This is a genomic window from Kitasatospora sp. cg17-2, assembly GCF_054031055.1.
Window position 1 is genome coordinate 4287334 of record NZ_CM132923.1, and the last position, 17062, is coordinate 4304395.

A 17062-nucleotide genomic window follows, 5' to 3' on the forward strand; every position below is an offset into this window, starting at 1 on the left:
TCGGTGCGCCTCTCAGAGCTTGATCTCGATGTCGACGCCGGCCGGCAGGTCGAGACGCATCAGCGAGTCAACCGTCTTCGGCGTGGGGTCGAGGATGTCGATCAGACGCTTGTGAGTGCGCATCTCGAAGTGCTCGCGCGAGTCCTTGTACTTGTGCGGCGAGCGGATGACGCAGTACACGTTCTTCTCAGTGGGCAGCGGCACCGGGCCTGCGACCTGCGCACCAGTACGGATCACCGTCTCGACGATCTTCTTCGCCGAGGAGTCGATGACCTCGTGGTCGTAGGCCTTGAGCCGGATGCGGATCTTCTGTCCCGCCATGGCTACCTTGTAGTCCTTCTGTCAAGTCGCTGCACGACTCCTCCTCCGACCCCCGCGCTCGGGCGTGTCGCACTCGCGCTTGCAAAAAACCGGCGATTGACTCGTCGGTTTCAAACTTTCGGTACAGGGGGAGAAGCCGGGCTGAGACCCCGCACACGCTTCCCGGAAGATTCCCGTACTTTCGCCCCGCAGCTGCCGTGGCGTAACACACACGCTTGACGGCCATCACGGGAACGACGAGTAGATGGGACTCGCTTCCGGTCCTCCCGGCGGGAGGCGCGCAGCATCGGCACTCAACCGAGCAACTTGGACATACTGCCACAGGTGGGAGCCGGAAAGCCAATCGGGGCCGGTGAGGCAGGCCTCACCGGCCCCGGTCGGGGGCGCACCCTCGGGGGCGGACTACTTCTGGGTCACCCAGGGAGCGATCCTGCCGCAGACCACGGGCCAGTCCTCGGTCGACACCCCGGCGCAGTGGAGCGACTTCTTGTCCTGCTCCGGCTCCCAGTCCTTGACGATCGGGTCGGCGCAGGGCCGCTGCGGCGTCTCCGACTTCACCGGCGCGAACTTCGGGCAGCTGCCGTCCTGCTTCTTGATGTTGTGCGCCCGCCAGGCGTCGATGCCCATCGTGTTGGTCTTCTCGTCCTGGGGCATGTAGCGGTCCACCGACCAGGAGGCGCCCATGGTGGCGAACAGCGCCAGGGCGCAGACCAGGCCGGCCGCGAGCTGCCGGGTGCCGCGGAGCGGGACGACCGGGCCCGCCGCCTCGGTGCGGCCGACCGAGCGGAACGACCGCTCGGCCCAGCCCCGCCCCCGGTCGGTGGCGGCCATCAGACCGGTCACCGCCAGGACGATCAGGCAGTACATGATGATCCAGGTCGTCCGCGGGTAGAGCTGGACCATCTGGTCGTGCGCCATGTGCGAGGCGTAGTAGAAGCGCATCAGCCAGGCGCCGACGAGCACGGCCGCCGCCACCCGGACCACCAGGCTGCGCAGCCCGACCCCGATGCCGATGCCGACCGCGGCGACCAGCAGCAGCGCGAAGCCGGTCTGGCCGGCCATCTCGCCCGCCTGCGGCCAGGTGTGGTACGTCTCCTGGCCGGAGCGGTCCGACAGCCAGCCGAGCACGTAGGCCGGGTCGACGTAGTTGACGATGTAGGCGTACCGGTCCGGGGTCGTCGCCCCTTCCTTGGCGATCTGGTACAGCAGCGGCGAACCGATGGCCCCCGCGAGGCCCACCGTGGTGCCCACGAACAGCAGCGTCCGCCGGACGGCGCGGCCGCCGCCGCGCCACGGGAACAGGAACAGGGTCAGCACGAAGATGCCCGGCGCCGACCAGAGGTACCAGCCCGAGTAGTAGAGGAACAGCACCCCGAAGATCGCGCCGAAGCCCGCGCCGCGCAGCAGCACCGAGCGGACGGACAGCTCGCCGGCCCGGCGCAGCTCGCGCAGGCAGGCCGCCAGCAGCGGCACCAGGACGATCATGGTGACGTGGCTGTAGGGCCGGATCGGGTCCAGGAAGACCAGCACCGAGGGCACCGCGACGGCCAGCGCCCAGAACGGCCGCAGCATGAGCCGCCAGGCCAGGTAGCTCATCGGCCCGGCCACCGCGGTGAAGAAGATCTGCAGATCGTGCAGGGCGTAGCCCTCGCCGCCGATCCCGCCGTAGTTGAGCTTCGCCCAAAGGGCGATCAGCCCGGGGAACAGCGGCGGGTAGACGCCGGGCAGCCCCTTGTCGTCGAGGATCGACGTGGCCATGTGGATCAGCTGGCTGGGGTCGCCCTCCTGGCCGCCGAGCGGCCACGGGGTGCCGCGCAGCGCGACCACCACTCCCCCGGCGACCACGCCGGTCGCCAGGCCCGCGATCGCCCCGCAGACCAGCCGCTGGACCAGCCGGTGCCGGAGCGCCGCACCGCGGTAGGCGGTATAGACCAGTGCCGCGAGCACCGGCAGACCGAGCAGCGCCGCGAACAGCTGGATCTTCGCCAGTCCGCTGACCTGGCCGATCCGGTTCAGCGGGTTCACGGAGATGCGGGTGCACAGCAGGGTGAGGAGGAGCGCGGCCGCGACGCTGACGACGACCTCGGCGGTGATCTGGACCGAGCGCCGCTGCAGCAGGGCGGTTCCGCCCGCCCTCGCGCCCGCCTCCGGTGGCGGCGCGCTGTCGCGATCGGTGCTCGCGGCGCTGTCGACCGCTTCGGGGGCCAGGTTCGTCATCTCAGTCCATTCCGTCGGGCGGCCGCGCGGGGCCGCCGGAACTCGGAGGAGCACCTCGTGGCTCCCGTGCGGTGGACGGGGCCGTCGGCCTCGGATCCGGGAGGCTCCCCGCCGGCACGCCGCTCTCGGGTCGTCCGGTCCGACCGGGGCGCGTGGCGCGTCGGTCCACCGGACCCCGCGGATCGCACCGGGAAGTCTGCCACGCGGCCCAAGGCCAGGCCAATGTGTCCGACCGGGTGACACGACCGGCACGCGGCCACGTTGTCGGCCTCGACCGGTTCGGCCCTTTCGGGCAGGACTCCGCCCGACCCCGGGTCAGCCCTCCTCGACGGCGGGCGGCGCGGGCGGGGGCGGCGACGTGCACTTCCCCTCGGGGGCGAACCGCGGGCAGACGCCGTTGGGCTGCACCGTGGTGTGCGAGTTCCAGGCCAACTGGCCCCAGGAGCCGTTGAACGGCATGAACCGGTCGACGGTGGCCGAGCCCGCCATGGAGAAGAAGAAGGCGAGCGCGCACAGCACCGCTCCGCTGGCCCGCAGCGCGGGTGCCGGGCCCTTGCGCCCGCCGATGATGGCGTACGCCGGGCGCCCGGTCAGCTTCTGCGTCAGCAGATAGCCGGCCATGCCGCACAACACGATGGAGCAGTAGAGGAGTTCGGCCGAGGTGCGGGGGTAGAGCTGGACCAGCTTGTCGTGCTCCATGTGCGAGGCGAACCAGTAGCGCAGGCCGAACGCGCCGAGCATGCAGAGTCCGGCGACCTGGACCACCGGCAGCCGCGGGCCGAGCCAGAGCGCGACGGCCACACCCACCACCAGCAGGAGCGCGAAGACGCCGACGCCGCCGAGCTCTCCCGGCAGCGGCCAGACCACCTTGGCCAGGTTGTTCGGCTGATCGCCCTGCCACATGATGAAGTAGGCCGGGTCGATGTCGGTGTCGAAGTAGAAGTAGCCGTCGGGGGTGTTCGCCCCGGCCAGCATCCGGCCGAGGTAGGCACCGGTCAGCGCCAGGAAGACCGCGGCGGTGACGCCCAGCAGCAGCGCGCCGCGGCGCAGGGCCGCCGCGCCGCCCTCCTTGCCGAGATTGATCAGCATCAGCACGAAGGCGGCCAGCGCGCCCGGGGCCGACCAGACGAACCAGCCCGAGTACCAGAGGAACAGCAGGGCGAGCCCCAGGCCGTAGGAGACGCCCAGCAGCACGGCCGGGCGGGTCTCCAGATCGGCGGCCCGGCGCAGGGTCGACATCAGCTTGGCGAGCACCGGGATCAGGACGATCAGCACGATGTCGACGTACGGCTTGGCCGCGTGGACGATCGGGAACACCGACACCACGCCGATGCCGAGGGACCACAGCGGCGGCAGGACCAGTCGCCAGGCCAGGTAGGCGGCCGGACCGGTCAGCGCGAGCAGGACCAGACCGAAGGTCTTGAGCGCGGCATGCGGCTGACCCGGGTTGAACAGCTCGGTCCAGTAGGTCAGCGCGTGCGGGAACAGCGGCGGGTAGACCCCGGAGATCGGCCGCCCGGCCTGGATCTCGCCCACCCAGTTCTGGAGTTGGCCCGAGTCGCCGTTGGGGCCGTTGAGCGGCCAGGAGGTGCCGGTCAGGGCGACCGCGATGCCGCCGGCGTACAGGCCGGTGGCGAGGCCCGCCAGCGAGCAGCAGGCGAGCCGCAGCGCGAGCGGGCGGGAGAGCCTCTTGCTGATGCCCCACCAGACCAGCGCGAGCGCGACGAACACCAGCAGGAACCGGAACTGCAGGCCCGCGAGACCGCTGACCTGACCGGTGCGGGTCAGCGGGTTGACCTCGATCCGCATGCAGAGCCAGGTGAACCCGAGGGCGATCAGCATTCCTGCTGCCGCCTCCACCCCCACGAGTCCGGCCCGGCGCACAGCAAAGGTTATTCGAGGCCTCGCGGCCCGAGTGGACATGGTTGTTTGCCTCCGAACAGTTATCGGCTCGGTGGGCCCCGTCACATGCCCCCCCGGTATTGGCCCTGACCGACCCGCCTGCTAGTTCGGGGAGACCTTCTCGCCCTCGGGCCGAACGGCCCCGAGCTCGTCCCCGAAGCGGTCGTTGTTGACCCGCTGGCCGTCGTTGACGGCCACCGACCGCGCGAGGTCGGTGAGCTTCTTCTCCAGCGAACGGAAGCGCATGAAGGTGTTGAGGGTCATGAACGCCATGCCGACGACCAGCATGTAGAGCACCAGGTCGGTGCCGCGGCCGACGCCGAGCTGGTTCGCCACCCAGGTCACGTCCTGCGGCCGGAAGACGGCGTAGACGTTGGCGAGCACGAAGGCGAAGAACGCCATGCGCTTCCAGGCGCGGGTGTGCGCACGGTCCCAGTTGCGGACGAACGCCAGGACCAGCGTGCCGGTACCGATCAGCAGGACCAGCTGAATCCAGATGTACTTCACTTGCCGCCACGCTCCCGGAGCGAGATGTCGAAGAGGATGTTGACGCCGTTGATCAGCGACTGGCCCTTGGACCGCGAGTACTCGGTGTAGAGAATGTCCACCGGCACCTCGGTGACCCGCAGGTCGGAGGCGGCCAGGAAGGCGACGATCTCCGAGGCGTGGGCCATGCCGTTCATGGTGATGCGAAGCTTCTCGGCAGCCGCGCGGTTGATCACGCGGAGGCCGTTGTGCGAGTCCGTCAGGTTGAGCTTGCGCGCGGTCGGGCTGACCGTCGCCGCGGTCCGCAGGACGACCCGCTTGATCCACGGCACCTGGCCGGTCTGCTCGATGAACCGGGAGCCCAGGACGACGTCGACGTCACCGGTGCGCAGCAGCGAGACCATGTGCTCGACGTCGTGCGTCTGGTGCTGGCCGTCGGCGTCGAAGGTCGCGAAGTACTTGGACCCGGGCTGCTTGAGCGCGTAGTTCATCCCGGTCTGCAGCGCGGCGCCCTGACCGAGGTTGACCGGGTGCTGCACCAGGTGCGCACCGGTCTCCATGATCGACGCGACCGAGTTGTCGGTGCTCCCGTCGTCCACGACGACGATGTTGGGGAACGTCTTGCGAGCGGCTTCGATCACGTCGGCGATGACGGGCCCCTCGTTGTAGGCCGGGACGACCAGCCACACATCGTCATAGTCGGACATCATGACTCCATGCCGCAGCGCTGGGCCGCGAGTTTCGGGTTGCGAGAAACGGCGAACGCGGACGTCGGCTTTGTCGGCGGCGTCATACCGTGTCCACGAGTGAGGGGCGCGCGGACGGGTCGGCACCGGCCTGGGCGGCCGGGGGCTCGCGCAGGAAGGTCAGCCGGACCGCGGCGAACATGCATACGACAGCAGTCAGCGAACCCAAAGTGTACGCGAGGCACACCCGGGTCGCGATGGGCCCAGGTACCAGCGTGGTTACGATCAGTACAACAGTTCCCAACGCCCAGCCGAGCAGCTGGAGCCGGTGCCGGTGCAGCACCAGGAGTGCCTGCCCGAGGACCATCGCCAGCATGTAGCAGAGAGTGCCGGCGGACATCCACAGGAAGTCCAGCGAGCCGAGCACGTCGTCCGCCTTGAACAGCACCTGGATCAGCCAGGGACCGAGGACGGTGGCGGGGATGCCGCCGGCCACGCCGAGCACGGTCACCACGACGCAGGTCCTGCCGAGCAGCTTGGAGAAGCCGCTCCGGTCGCCCGCGGCGGCGGTGCTCGACAGGCCGGCCAGCAGCGAGGCCTGCAGGGAGCCGAAGACGAACAGCGGCACCCGGGCCAGCACCACGGCGTTCAGCAGACCGGCCACCAGGGCGGCGTTGTCGGGTGCGATCAGCTGGGTGCTGACCACCGCCGCGTTGACCACGACCTGCGAGAGCAGGGTCGAGGCGACCAGCGGGGCCAGTCCCGACGTGAGCGCCGACCACGGGGCCTGCGGGCCCTGGCGGACGCCGGTCAGCAGCGGGCGCAGGGTGACCAGGACCGCCAGGATCGGCGCGACGACCAGGATCAGCGCGAACACCAGCGGCGAACGCACGTGGCCGGCCGCGCAGCCGACCGCGATCAGGATCCGCAGCGCGCCGTCCACGGCCAGCTGGGTGCCGTACGCGCCGAAGCGGCCGAGACCGGCCAGCACGCCGCGGGTGACGTTCCCGGCCGCCATGGCGACGAAGGCGGCGGCCAGCGCCACCACCATGTCCTTGCGGCCGTCGAAGAAGGTGTCCGCCAGCGGACCGACGGCGGCGGCCATCCCGGCGGTCAGCAGCGCCAGCATCCCGACGGTGATCGCCAGCGTGCGGCGGAGCACCGGGGCGACGCCCTGCCCGGCGACGACGCGCGCCGCCACGATCCGGGTGAGCTCCTGCTCGACCGGGAAGAACAGGCCGAGGCCGACCGACATCAGGATGGTCCAGAGCAGCGAGACCGACGCCATGGCCGGCTTGCTCAGGGTGTAGCCCGCGGCCATCAGATGGACGTAGGAGGCCGCACCGAGCAGCACGGTCCCCCCGATCACCAGCTGGGTGCCCGGGGGGAGCGCGCTGAGCAGCTTCGCCAGCGGTGAACGGCGACCGGTCGCCGTGCTGCCCTCGTTGTTCACGACTGCTGCGCGGCCCTCACCTTGAGCGGCTCCCACCAGGCGCGGTTCTCGCGGTACCAGGCGATGGTCTCGGCGAGGCCGTCCTCGAAGCGGACCTGCGGCTCGTAGCCGAGCTCCTCGCGGATCTTGCTGATGTCGATCGAGTAGCGGAGGTCGTGGCCCTTGCGGTCCTCGACGTACTCGACCATCTCCCAGCCCACCCCGGCGGCCTCCAGCAGCAGCCCGGTGAGCTCCTTGTTGGTGGCCTCGGTGCCGCCGCCGATGTTGTAGACCTCACCGGCGCGGCCCTTGCGCAGCGCGAGGTCGATGCCGCGGCAGTGGTCGGAGACGTGCAGCCAGTCGCGGACGTTGCCGCCGTCGCCGTACAGCGGGACCTTCTTGCCATCGATCAGGTTGGTGGTGAAGAGCGGGATGACCTTCTCGGGGAACTGGTACGGCCCGTAGTTGTTGGAGCAGCGGGTGACCACGACGTCCATGCCGTGGGTCCGGTGGTAGGCCAGCGCCAGCAGGTCCGAGGCCGCCTTGGAGGAGGAGTACGGGGAGTTCGGCTGGAGCGGCCACTCCTCGGTCCAGGAACCCTCGGTGATGGAGCCGTAGACCTCGTCGGTGGAGACGTGGACGAAGCGGCCGACGCCGTGCTTGCGGGCCGCGTCGAGCAGCACCTGGGTGCCAACCACGTTGGTCATGACGAAGGGGCCGGCGCCCGCGATCGAGCGGTCCACGTGCGACTCGGCGGCGAAGTGCACCACCGCGTCGTGGCCCGGCATCGCCGCGTCGACGGCGTCGACGTCGCAGATGTCGCCGCGGACGAAGGAGTAGCCGGGGTGGTCGGCGACCGGCGCGAGGTTCTCCTCGACGCCCGAGTAGGTCAGCTTGTCGAAAACGGTGACACGAGCCGCGGGGTCCCCCGCCAGCAGCGCGCGCACGAACTGGGAACCGATGAATCCGGCGCCGCCGGTGACGAGGATGCGCATAATGCGGCTGAGTATAGTGCGCGCGCGCAGCGCCCATCGCACCAGGTGCCCCGGGCCCGAACGGCCCGGCACCGCCTGGTTGCCGCCCGGTTACCCGGGCCACGTAAGGTGTGCGCCATGCGCGGCATTCTTCTTGCGGGCGGCACCGGTTCCCGCCTCTGGCCCCTGACCCGGGCCGTTTCCAAGCAGCTTCTCCCGGTCTTCGACAAGCCGATGATCTACTACCCGCTTTCCACGCTCATCATGGCGGGGATCCGCGAGATTCTGATCATCACCACTCCGCAGGACCGCGAGCAGTTCGAGCGGCTCCTCGGCGACGGCTCGCAGCTCGGCCTCGACCTGCAGTACGCCGTGCAGGAGCGGCCGGAGGGCATCGCCCAGGCCTTCGTCCTCGGCGCCGACTTCATCGGCGACGAGCCCGTCGCGCTGATCCTCGGCGACAACATCTTCCACGGCAGTGGCCTCGGCACCCGGCTCGCCCAGCGCACCGACCCCAAGGGCGGCATGGTGTTCGCCTACCCGGTGGCCGACCCGACCGCCTACGGCGTGGTCGAGTTCGACGAGGCCGGCCAGGTCATCTCGATCGAGGAGAAGCCGGAGACCCCCAAGTCCCGCTACGCGGTGCCGGGTCTCTACTTCTACGACAACCGCGTGGTGGAGATCGCCCGCACCATCACCCCGAGCGCCCGTGGCGAGCTGGAGATCACCGCCGTCAACGAGGCGTACCTGAAGGAGGGTGAGCTGCAGGTCACCGTCCTGGACCGCGGCACCGCCTGGCTGGACACCGGCACCTTCGTCTCGATGGTCCAGGCCTCGGAGTTCGTCCGGGTCATCGAGGAGCGCCAGGGCTTCAAGATCGGTTGTGTCGAGGAGGCCGCCTGGCGGGCCGGGTTCCTCACCTCCGAGCAGCTGCGCGAGCTCGCCGAGCCGCTGCTGAAGAGCGGCTACGGCCAGTACCTGGTGAACCTGCTCGACGAGGAGGCCGCGCGATGAAGTTCCGCGAGCTGTCGATCGAGGGCGCCTGGGAGGTCACGCCGCAGCAGCACGGCGACCCCCGCGGCCTGTTCATGGAGTGGTACCGCTTCGACCGCCTCTCCGAGGTGGTCGGCCACCCGCTGCGGATGGCCCAGGGCAACCTCTCGGTGTCCGCCAAGGACGTGGTGCGCGGCATCCACTTCGCCGACGTCCCGCCGGGGCAGGCCAAGTACGTCAGCTGCGTGCGCGGTGCGGTGCTCGACGTCATCGTCGACCTGCGGGTGGGCTCCCCCACCTTCGGCCGCTCGGAGTTCGTCCGGCTCGACGACGTGGACCGCCGCTCGGTGTACATCTCCGAGGGCCTCGGCCACGGCTTCTGCGCGCTGACCGACGACGCCACGCTCTCCTACGTCTGCTCGGAGACCTACAACCCGACCGGCGAGCACGCGGTGCACCCGCTGGACCCGGACCTGGCGATCGACTGGCCGACCGACGCGCCCCAGCTGTCGGCCCGTGACGACGCCGCACCGACGCTGGCCCAGGCCCTGGAGACCGGCCTGCTGCCGGACTACGAGGAGTGCCTGCGGTTCCGCCGGTCGCTCAGCGGTCAGTAGCCTTCCCGCCGTCCCCACTATCCCAGAACCTGGTGTGTCGTCCATGACAACTCTTGACATCATGCTGCCCTACTACGGCAACGTCGCGCTGATGCAGGCCGCCGTGCGCAGCATCCTGGCCCAGAGCGACCCCAACTGGCGGCTCACCGTGGTGGACGACGGCAAGGAGCCGGACGTCCCCGGCTGGTTCGCCCAGCTCGGGGACGACCGGGTCTCCTACCAGCGCAACGAGCAGAACCTCGGCGTGACGGGCAACTACCGGAAGTGCCTCGGCCTGGTGCGCGAGGAGAACTTCGTCATGATGGGCACCGACGACATCATGCTGCCCGACTACGTCGCCACCGTCCGGGGCGTGCTCAAGGACAACCCGGACATCGGCATGGTGCAGCCGGGCGTCCAGGTCATCGACGGCAACGACAAGCCCGCCGAGGGCCTCGTCGACCAGGCCAAGAAGCGCATCTACGCGCCGAAGGTCAACGGCCGCAAGCTGATGGGCGGCGAGGAGCTCGCGATCAGCCTGCTGCGCGGCAACTGGCTGTTCTTCCCGTCGATCTGCTGGCGCACCGAGGCCGTCCGCGCGGCCGGCTTCCGGGACAACCTGGAGGTCACCCAGGACCTCGCGCTGGTCATCGACCTGCTGCAGGCCGGGGAGCAGATGATGATCAGCGACACCACCTGCTTCCAGTACCGGCGGCACGCGGTCAGCATCTCCTCGGCGCAGGCTTCCTCCGGCATCCGCTTCGAGGAGGCCAACCGCTTCTTCCGCGACGTCGCCGACCGCCTGGACGCGCACGGCTGGGCGAACGCCGCCAAGGCCTCCCGCCTGCACCTGTCGTCCCGGATCCACGCGCTGACCATGGTCCCCGGCGCGGTCAAGGGCCGGAACGGCTCCGGCGCCAAGACCCTGCTGCGGCACGTGGCCGGCAACGACCGCTACTGAGCGGCCGCTCCACCCCCTGCCGCTCCACTCCCCCGCCGGGCCGACGCCCCCGAGGCCCCGGCGCCCCATCCGACCGAGACCGGAACCAGAGGCCATGGCCGTGAGCAGCTCAGACCTTCCCCGCATCGCCGTCCTCGGCGGCACGGGCTTCATCGGGCGCACCATCCTGGGCGCCCTGGACGAGCGGGGTCACCACCTGCTCACCATCGCCCGCAAGGCTCCGGCCGAGCCGCTGCCCGGCGAGTTCGCCCGGCTGGACCTCACCGAGGACTCCCCGGCCGAGCTGGCCGGACTGCTCGCCGAGCACCGGATCGACGTGGTGATCAACGCGGCCGGCGGGATGTGGGGCCTGACCGACGAACAGATGGTCGGCGCCAATGTCGGCATGGTCGGCCGGCTGCTGGAGGCGCTGCGCGGCATGCCCGCCGCCCCCCGCCTGGTCCACCTCGGCACGGTGCACGAGTACGGCCTCTGCCCGATCGGCGTGAGCCTGAGCGAGGACTCCGAGCCGAAGCCGTCCATGGTCTACGGGCAGCTGAAGCTGCAGGCGACCCGGCTGATCGAGGACGCCGTGCGCACCGAGGGCCTGGACGCCGTGGTGCTCCGCCTGGGCAACGTGGTCGGCGCCCACCAGCCCGGACACAGCCTGCTCGGTGTGATGGCCGGGAAGCTGGTCGCCGCCCGGACCGCCGGCACCACCGCGGAACTCGCGCTGCAGCCGCTCACCGCCCAGCGCGACTTCGTCGACCTGCAGGACACGGTGGACGCGATCATCGCCGCCGTCCCGAGCAACCCGGACTCCCCCGCCGTGCTCAACATCGGCCTCGGCAAGGCGAGTTCGGCGCGCGAGCTGGTCGAGCTGCTGATCGCGGCCAGTGGTGTCCCGGTCGAGGTCACCGAGGTCCCGGCGCCCGAGGGCACCGGCCCGGAGACCGAGTGGCAGCAGCTCGACGTCACCGCGGCGGGCAAGGCCCTCGGCTGGCAGCCCAGCCGCAGCCTGAGCTCGGCGGTCACCGAGCTGTGGCGGGCCGCCTCGGCCGACGCCGCTTCCGCACGCTAACGATTCGATCAGCACACATGATGACCATCGGCGGCCATCGGTAGGATCCGAGAAGGACCCGACCGGGCCTGTGCACCAGGCCGTCGCCTGGGCACCACTTCCAGGAAAGCATGATCGCTTCGATGTCTCGCAGGCTCTCCTCGTCGGGTACCCCCCAGTCCCGCGGCAACCGACCCGGCGGGTGGCTGTCCGTGCTGCCCGGCCGGCGCGGGACCCTCGCCGAGCTGTACTCGGGCCGGGCCAACAGCTTCGGTCTGCTGCGGCTGCTGCTCGCCTCCGCGGTGGTCGTCTCGCACATGTACCCCATCGCGTGGGGGCACCTCGACCCGCTCTGGATCAAGAGCGGTGAGCAGACCGACCTCGGCAAGATGGCGGTCGTCGGGTTCTTCGTGCTGTCCGGCTTCATGATCAGCGCCAGTGGTGCCAGGACGCCCATCGGGCGCTACTCCTGGCACCGCGCGCTGCGCATCCTGCCCGGTCTGTGGGGCTCGCTGCTGGTCTCCTCCCTGGTGATCGTCCCGCTGCTGTGGCACTGGCAGCACGGGACCTTCGACGGGTACTGGGACCACCCGCAGGGTCCGGTGAACTACCTGAAGGGCACCTGGAACACCGCGATCAGCACCGGCTGGGACATCTCCGGGGTGATCGAGGGCGGCATCAAGCGGGGCACCAACTACGACATCGGCGTCAACGGCGCCCTGTGGTCGCTGAAGTACGAGATCCTCTGCTACATCGTCATCGGGATGATGGGCGCGGCGGGCGTGCTCCAGCGGGCCCGCAAGTTCGTGCCGCTGCTGGCGCTGGGCCTCTGGGTGCTCATCCTGCGCGACTGGGTGAACATGCCCACCCTGCGCGGCATCCCGGGCGAGATGAACTCCGTCGTCTACGTGCCGTTCCTCGGCGCGATGTCGATGCACTTCATCATTCACCTGATCTTCATCTTCATGATCGGCGCGACCTTCCAGCTCTACCGCGAGCGGCTGGTCATCCACGACGGCCTGGCGGTGCTCAGCGCGGCCGTGCTCGGCCTCAGCCTGTGGGTCGGCGGCCTCTTCGTCTTCGGCTACCCCGCCTTCGCCTACCTGCTGATCTGGCTGGCCATCCGGCTGCCGCGCCCGTTCCAGAAGATCGGCCGCAGGCGCGACTACTCGTACGGCATCTACATCTACGGCTTCACCGTCGAGCAGGCGCTGGCCATGCTGGGCTACGCCAAGCACGGCAAGCCGGTGTACCTGGCCCTCGCCATGGCCGGCACCGTGGTGCTGTCCGCGCTCTCCTGGCACCTGCTGGAGTCGCCGCTGATGAAGGCCAAGAACTGGACGCCGTGGCCGGTGCGCAGGCTCAAGGAGCGCGCCGCCGCCCGGGCCGCCGCCGACGACCCGCTCGTCGCACCGGCGCCGGGATCGGCGTCGGAGCCGACGGCCGAGAAGCCGCCCAAGGTCTCCGCCTGACCCCCGTACCGAAACGCGCGGCGCCCGTCCGGACCCTCCGGACGGGCGCCGCGCGTTTCGGCTCCGGCCGGCTCAGCGGCCGCGGAACACCCAGATCTTCATCAGCACGAACCGGGCCACCGTGGCCAGGCCGTTGGCGACGACCAGCCCGGCCACCTCGACCGCGCGCGAGGCGTCCGGCACGGCGAGGTCCAGCAGCTCCAGGACGCCCGCGCTGAGCCCCAGCCCGATCAGGAACGCCACGGCGCCCTGCAGCTGGTGGCGCACCGCGCCCTCGGAGCCGGTGATCCCGAAGGTGAACCGCCGGTTCGCCGCGGTGTTGGCGACGGCGCTGACCGCCAGCGCGAGCAGATTGGCCGCCTGCGGATCGGTGAAGCGCCGGGCCAGCACGAACAGCCCCAGGTAGAAGAGGGTGCTGAGGACACCGATCACCAGGAACGAGGGCAGCTGCCGACGCACGGGCCGCCCGTCCGCCCGCGGCGGCCCGTTCCTGTCGTCCGTCGAAAGCATCGCGGGGTACCCGTCCGTTCCGTCCACTCAGGGGAGCCGGTACGCGGCGACCCGTCCGTTGTCGAAGACCGGTTCGGCGAACTCCCGCAGCCGGGACGACTCGGCGCCCGCCTTCCGGTCGACCACCAGGAACCGCACCCGGTGCTCCTGCCGCAACCGCTCGATCGACTCTGCGGTAGGACGGTACACCGCGTCCTCGTTGAGCCCGAACAGGCGCTGGTCCCAGAAGGGCTCCCGGGCGACCACCCCGCCGCCGGAGCGGGCCACCAGCCGCGGCGCGTACGCCCAGCCCTCCACCAGCACGGACCGCTCGGAGTACGCGCTGAGCCACTGCGACCGGTAGTTGTCGCACTCCGGGCCGTACGCGTAGTCGTCGAACTGCCAGCAGTGGGCGTTGGTGGCGAGCACGTCCGTGGGCCGGCTGTTCGCCCGGACCCAGCGGGCCGCCTCGATCTGCCGCCCGGACAGCGCCCAGGCGAAGTCCCAGCCGTACTCCCGGCCCTGGAGCACGTCCAGCGGCAGCGCCGGCAGCCCCAGCGCGCACAGGCCGGTGACCAGCACGACCCCGCCGTAGCCGCGCAGCGCGGGCCGCACCCGGCCGGCCCCCCGCCACAGCAGCAGACCGAGGACGGCCGCGGCCGCGACCGCCAGCGCGGCGGCCAGCATCGGCAGCAGCGGCCAGTGGACGCGGCTCCCGGTGCCCCGGCCCAGCAGGCGTACCGAGAACTCGGCCCAGCGGCCCGAGAACCGGTGGATCAGCCAGGTGAGGACGGCACCCGCCAGCACGGCCGCGGCCACCAGCGCCACCGCCGCCCGGCGCGGCAGCGCGGCCCGCTCGGCCAGCTCGCACCAGCCCCAGGCGGAGAGCAGCGCGGCGAAGGGCGCCGAGGCGATGGTGAAGTAGCTCGCGTTGAAGCCGCCGATCAGCAGGTAGGCCGCCGGTCCGGCGAGCGCCGACCCGAGCAGGAACCACTGCACCGGCTCCAGCCGCATCCGCCGCCGCCACAGCAGCGGCACCGCGCCCAGCAGCCGCAGCTGGTGGTTGAGCACGAACGCCGCCAGCGTCGACAGCGCGACCGCCGCCCGGACCGGGGCCGGGCCCAGCTGGGGATCGGCCCAGTACTTCCGGACGTTCCCGAACTGGCCGAGCTGCAGCCCGTAGCTCTGGAAGTCGAAGACCAGCGCGGTGGCGAACAGCTGCGCCCCGACCAGGATCGCGCCGAGCACCAGCACCGACCGGGGGATCCGCCGGGAGGTGACGGCGAGCGCGAGGCCGGCCACCGCCAGCCCGCCCAGGGTGACCGGCAGGGTGCTGGCCTTGGCCGCGCTGGAGGCCAGCGCGAACAGGGCCACCAGGACGAAGGCCCCGCGCCCCAGCGGAGGCACCTCCCGCCGGTCGGAGCCGGCGCCGGACCCGCGCAGCACCTCGCCGACCGTGACGGCCAGCGCGACCAGCAGCGGCTGGCTGTAGGCGAGCGAGAGGCTCGCCCAGGACAGCAGCCCCACCGCGGGCGCGCCGAACAGCCAGGAATCGATGGAGTTGGGGTAGGCCGCCGTGAACTCGCCCACCCCCATGAACAGCGCCACCGCCACCGGCCCGGCCCAGAGCCGGCCGCTCAGCCGGTGCGCGGCCACCGCGACGGCGAGCACGGTGAGCACGCTCAGCACCGGCACCATCAGCCGCATCGCGACCACCGGCAGGTCGATGCCGCCGACCACGGAGGACATCGCCATGTGGCTGAAGGTGAACCAGTGGTAGTGCAGGGGTTCTCCCGCCGCCTGCGGGAAGGTCGGCGGCATGTGGTACTTCGCGTTCCCGGCGAGCGAGATCAGGTACGGGAGGTCCCCGTAGACCCGGCTCGGCTCCCCCGTCGGCAGGATCGGGAAGCGGGCCAGGAAGACCTCGCCGAAGTAGACCGCCGTCAGCGCGACCAGGCCCGCGACCGTCCAGGACCAGCTCAGCGGGGGCCGCACGTACCCGCGCGGACGCCAGTGCCGGCGCAGCCCGGGCACCAGGGCGAACGGGAGGACCACGGCGAGCGGCCAGAGCACGGCCACCGACTGCAGGCCGAGCCGGACCGTCACGGCCCAGGCGGCGAGCTCCAGCACCAGGCCGGTGACGGCCCCCAGCGCGAGGTCCTCGACCAGGGTGTGCGGGCGGCGGCGCAGGGCGCGGAACACCAGCGTGCCGGGGAGCAGCACCGCCCACAGCGCGTAGCCGGCGTAGCGGGCGACGTCCGCGACCGGTGTGCCGCAGCCGATCAGGACCGCCAGCACCACCGCCAGGGCGGCGGAGGCCGGCAGCAGCCGGACCGCGCGGAACCGCCCGGTCGCCGGTGCCGAGGACCCGGCCCGCCGCTCGTCCGCCGTCTCCGGGCCGCGGTCCGACGCGGTCGTCCGGTAGCCGTCCACGTACTGCCTCCTCGCACGTTCCGGGCCGCCCCCGGCGCGCTAGCGGACACAGTCGGAGAGCTTCTCCGCCCCCGCTCCGCTGCTCTCCTCGGCCGAGTCGTAGCCGACGAAGTAGGCGGGCCTGGCCTGGACCGCCGAGTAGATCCGGCCGACGTACTCGCCGAGCAGGCCCACGCAGATCAGTTGGACGGCGCCGATGAACAGCATTCCGATGAACAACGACGACCACCCCGGGACGGTGTTGCCGACCGCGTGTTCGATCGCGGTGTAGGCGCCGAGCACCAGGCAGACCAGGAAGCTGAACAGGCCGAGCCAGGTGGCCAGCCGCAGCGGGGCCGCGGAGAAGTTCGTCACGCTGTCCAGCGCCAGCCGGACCATCTTGCCCAGCGGATAGTGGGTCGCCCCGGCGACCCGCTCCTCGCGGACGTAGACCACCTCGCCGCTGGGGAAGCCGAGCCACGGCACCAGCAGCCGGTAGACCGGCTGGTGCTCGGGCAGGGCCTTGAGCGCGTCCACCGCCGCGCGACTGAGGAGCCGGTAGTCACCGGCCTGGTTCGGCATCCGCTTGCCGACGAGTTTGCGCATCAGCCAGTAGTAGGCGCCGGCCGTGCGCCGCTTGAAGAAGCTGTCCGTGCCCCGGTCGCCGCGTACGCCGTAGACGATGTCGAGGCTCCGCTCGCGGGCGAGCTCCAGCATCTCGGGGATCTTCTCCGGCGGGTCCTGGAGGTCCGCGTCGATGCTCACCACGAAGTCGCCGAACGCCCGGTGCAGCCCGGCCTTGAGCGCGGCCTGGTGACCGGAGTTGCGGGAGAAGCGGACGATCCGGAACTCGGGCCAGTCCTGGCGGATCTTCTGCATCAGCAGCGGGGTGGCGTCGGTGCTGCCGTCGTCGACACCGACCACCTCGTAGCCGACACCCAGCCCGTCGAGGATCGGCCGCAGTCGCTCGACCGTCAGCGGCAGCGCGTCCTGCTCGTTGTAGATCGGCATGACCACCGACAACTCGGGCGCCGTCGTCATGAATTGCTCCCGCTTTCCGCCGGTGGGGTCGATCGCCGCCG

The 17062-nt window shown here is 71.0% G+C and carries 15 protein-coding genes; 5 read left to right on the forward strand and 10 right to left on the reverse strand.

Going from position 1 to position 17062, the window contains the following annotated elements; genetic code table 11:
* Window positions 1-12: 12 nt before the first annotated feature.
* The 7 genes from rpsJ to rfbB all read right to left on the reverse strand — a co-directional run bounded on the left by rpsJ (window position 13) and on the right by rfbB (window position 8039).
* Window positions 13-321: a 30S ribosomal protein S10 gene (gene rpsJ, locus ACW14Y_RS17870; protein WP_012785157.1), complete on the reverse strand. Its 309-nt coding sequence runs from the start codon at window positions 319-321 to the stop codon at window positions 13-15.
* A gap of 402 nt (window positions 322-723) precedes the next feature.
* A complete protein-coding gene (locus ACW14Y_RS17875; protein ID WP_380384131.1) occupies window positions 724-2538 on the reverse strand; it encodes a hypothetical protein in 1815 nt (604 codons plus the stop codon).
* Window positions 2539-2853: 315 nt separating this feature from the next.
* The gene (locus ACW14Y_RS17880; protein WP_456987587.1) at window positions 2854-4380 is read right to left on the reverse strand and encodes a hypothetical protein; all 1527 of its coding nucleotides are present in this window, start codon (window positions 4378-4380) and stop codon (window positions 2854-2856) included.
* A gap of 162 nt (window positions 4381-4542) precedes the next feature.
* Window positions 4543-4947 carry a DUF2304 domain-containing protein gene (locus tag ACW14Y_RS17885; RefSeq protein WP_380301313.1) on the reverse strand — a complete coding sequence of 135 codons (405 nt, stop codon included), beginning with the start codon at window positions 4945-4947 and terminating at the stop codon, window positions 4543-4545.
* Complete coding sequence (locus tag ACW14Y_RS17890; protein WP_456987590.1) at window positions 4944-5636, reverse strand: glycosyltransferase family 2 protein; 693 nt, start codon at window positions 5634-5636, stop codon at window positions 4944-4946. The genes ACW14Y_RS17885 and ACW14Y_RS17890 overlap by 4 nt, the downstream gene beginning before the upstream one ends.
* Window positions 5637-5715: 79 nt before the next feature.
* Window positions 5716-7065, reverse strand: a complete 1350-nt coding sequence (locus tag ACW14Y_RS17895) for a lipopolysaccharide biosynthesis protein (protein ID WP_380301317.1) — start codon at window positions 7063-7065, stop codon at window positions 5716-5718.
* Window positions 7062-8039 (reverse strand): dTDP-glucose 4,6-dehydratase, encoded by a 978-nt coding sequence (rfbB, locus tag ACW14Y_RS17900; protein WP_456987592.1) that lies wholly within the window; start codon window positions 8037-8039, stop codon window positions 7062-7064. The genes ACW14Y_RS17895 and rfbB overlap by 4 nt, the downstream gene beginning before the upstream one ends.
* Before the next feature lie 117 nt (window positions 8040-8156).
* On the opposite strand from rfbB, the gene rfbA reads away from it, so the two are divergent.
* The 5 genes from rfbA (at window position 8157) to ACW14Y_RS17925 (ending at window position 13079) form a co-directional block, all read left to right on the forward strand.
* Window positions 8157-9032 (forward strand): glucose-1-phosphate thymidylyltransferase RfbA, encoded by an 876-nt coding sequence (gene rfbA, locus ACW14Y_RS17905; RefSeq protein ID WP_380301321.1) that lies wholly within the window; start codon window positions 8157-8159, stop codon window positions 9030-9032.
* Window positions 9029-9628 carry a dTDP-4-dehydrorhamnose 3,5-epimerase family protein gene (locus ACW14Y_RS17910; RefSeq protein WP_380301323.1) on the forward strand — a complete coding sequence of 200 codons (600 nt, stop codon included), beginning with the start codon at window positions 9029-9031 and terminating at the stop codon, window positions 9626-9628. The genes rfbA and ACW14Y_RS17910 overlap by 4 nt, the downstream gene beginning before the upstream one ends.
* Window positions 9629-9671: 43 nt before the next feature.
* Entirely contained in the window at window positions 9672-10568 is an 897-nt protein-coding gene (locus tag ACW14Y_RS17915) for a glycosyltransferase family 2 protein (RefSeq protein WP_380301325.1), read from the forward strand.
* Between the two features lie 100 nt (window positions 10569-10668).
* A complete protein-coding gene (locus ACW14Y_RS17920) occupies window positions 10669-11628 on the forward strand; it encodes an NAD-dependent epimerase/dehydratase family protein (RefSeq protein ID WP_380384138.1) in 960 nt (319 codons plus the stop codon).
* A 122-nt stretch (window positions 11629-11750) separates the two neighbouring features.
* Complete coding sequence (locus tag ACW14Y_RS17925; RefSeq protein ID WP_456987595.1) at window positions 11751-13079, forward strand: acyltransferase family protein; 1329 nt, start codon at window positions 11751-11753, stop codon at window positions 13077-13079.
* Window positions 13080-13151: 72 nt separating this feature from the next.
* Here ACW14Y_RS17925 and ACW14Y_RS17930 read toward each other — a convergent pair whose 3' ends face one another.
* From ACW14Y_RS17930 to ACW14Y_RS17940, 3 genes are all read right to left on the reverse strand, one after another.
* Complete coding sequence (locus ACW14Y_RS17930; RefSeq protein ID WP_380304518.1) at window positions 13152-13538, reverse strand: GtrA family protein; 387 nt, start codon at window positions 13536-13538, stop codon at window positions 13152-13154.
* A 78-nt stretch (window positions 13539-13616) separates the two neighbouring features.
* Entirely contained in the window at window positions 13617-16001 is a 2385-nt protein-coding gene (locus ACW14Y_RS17935; RefSeq protein ID WP_456987598.1) for a hypothetical protein, read from the reverse strand.
* 39 nt (window positions 16002-16040) lie between these two features.
* Complete coding sequence (locus ACW14Y_RS17940) at window positions 16041-17021, reverse strand: glycosyltransferase family 2 protein (protein ID WP_266311565.1); 981 nt, start codon at window positions 17019-17021, stop codon at window positions 16041-16043.
* Window positions 17022-17062: the final 41 nt, after the last annotated feature.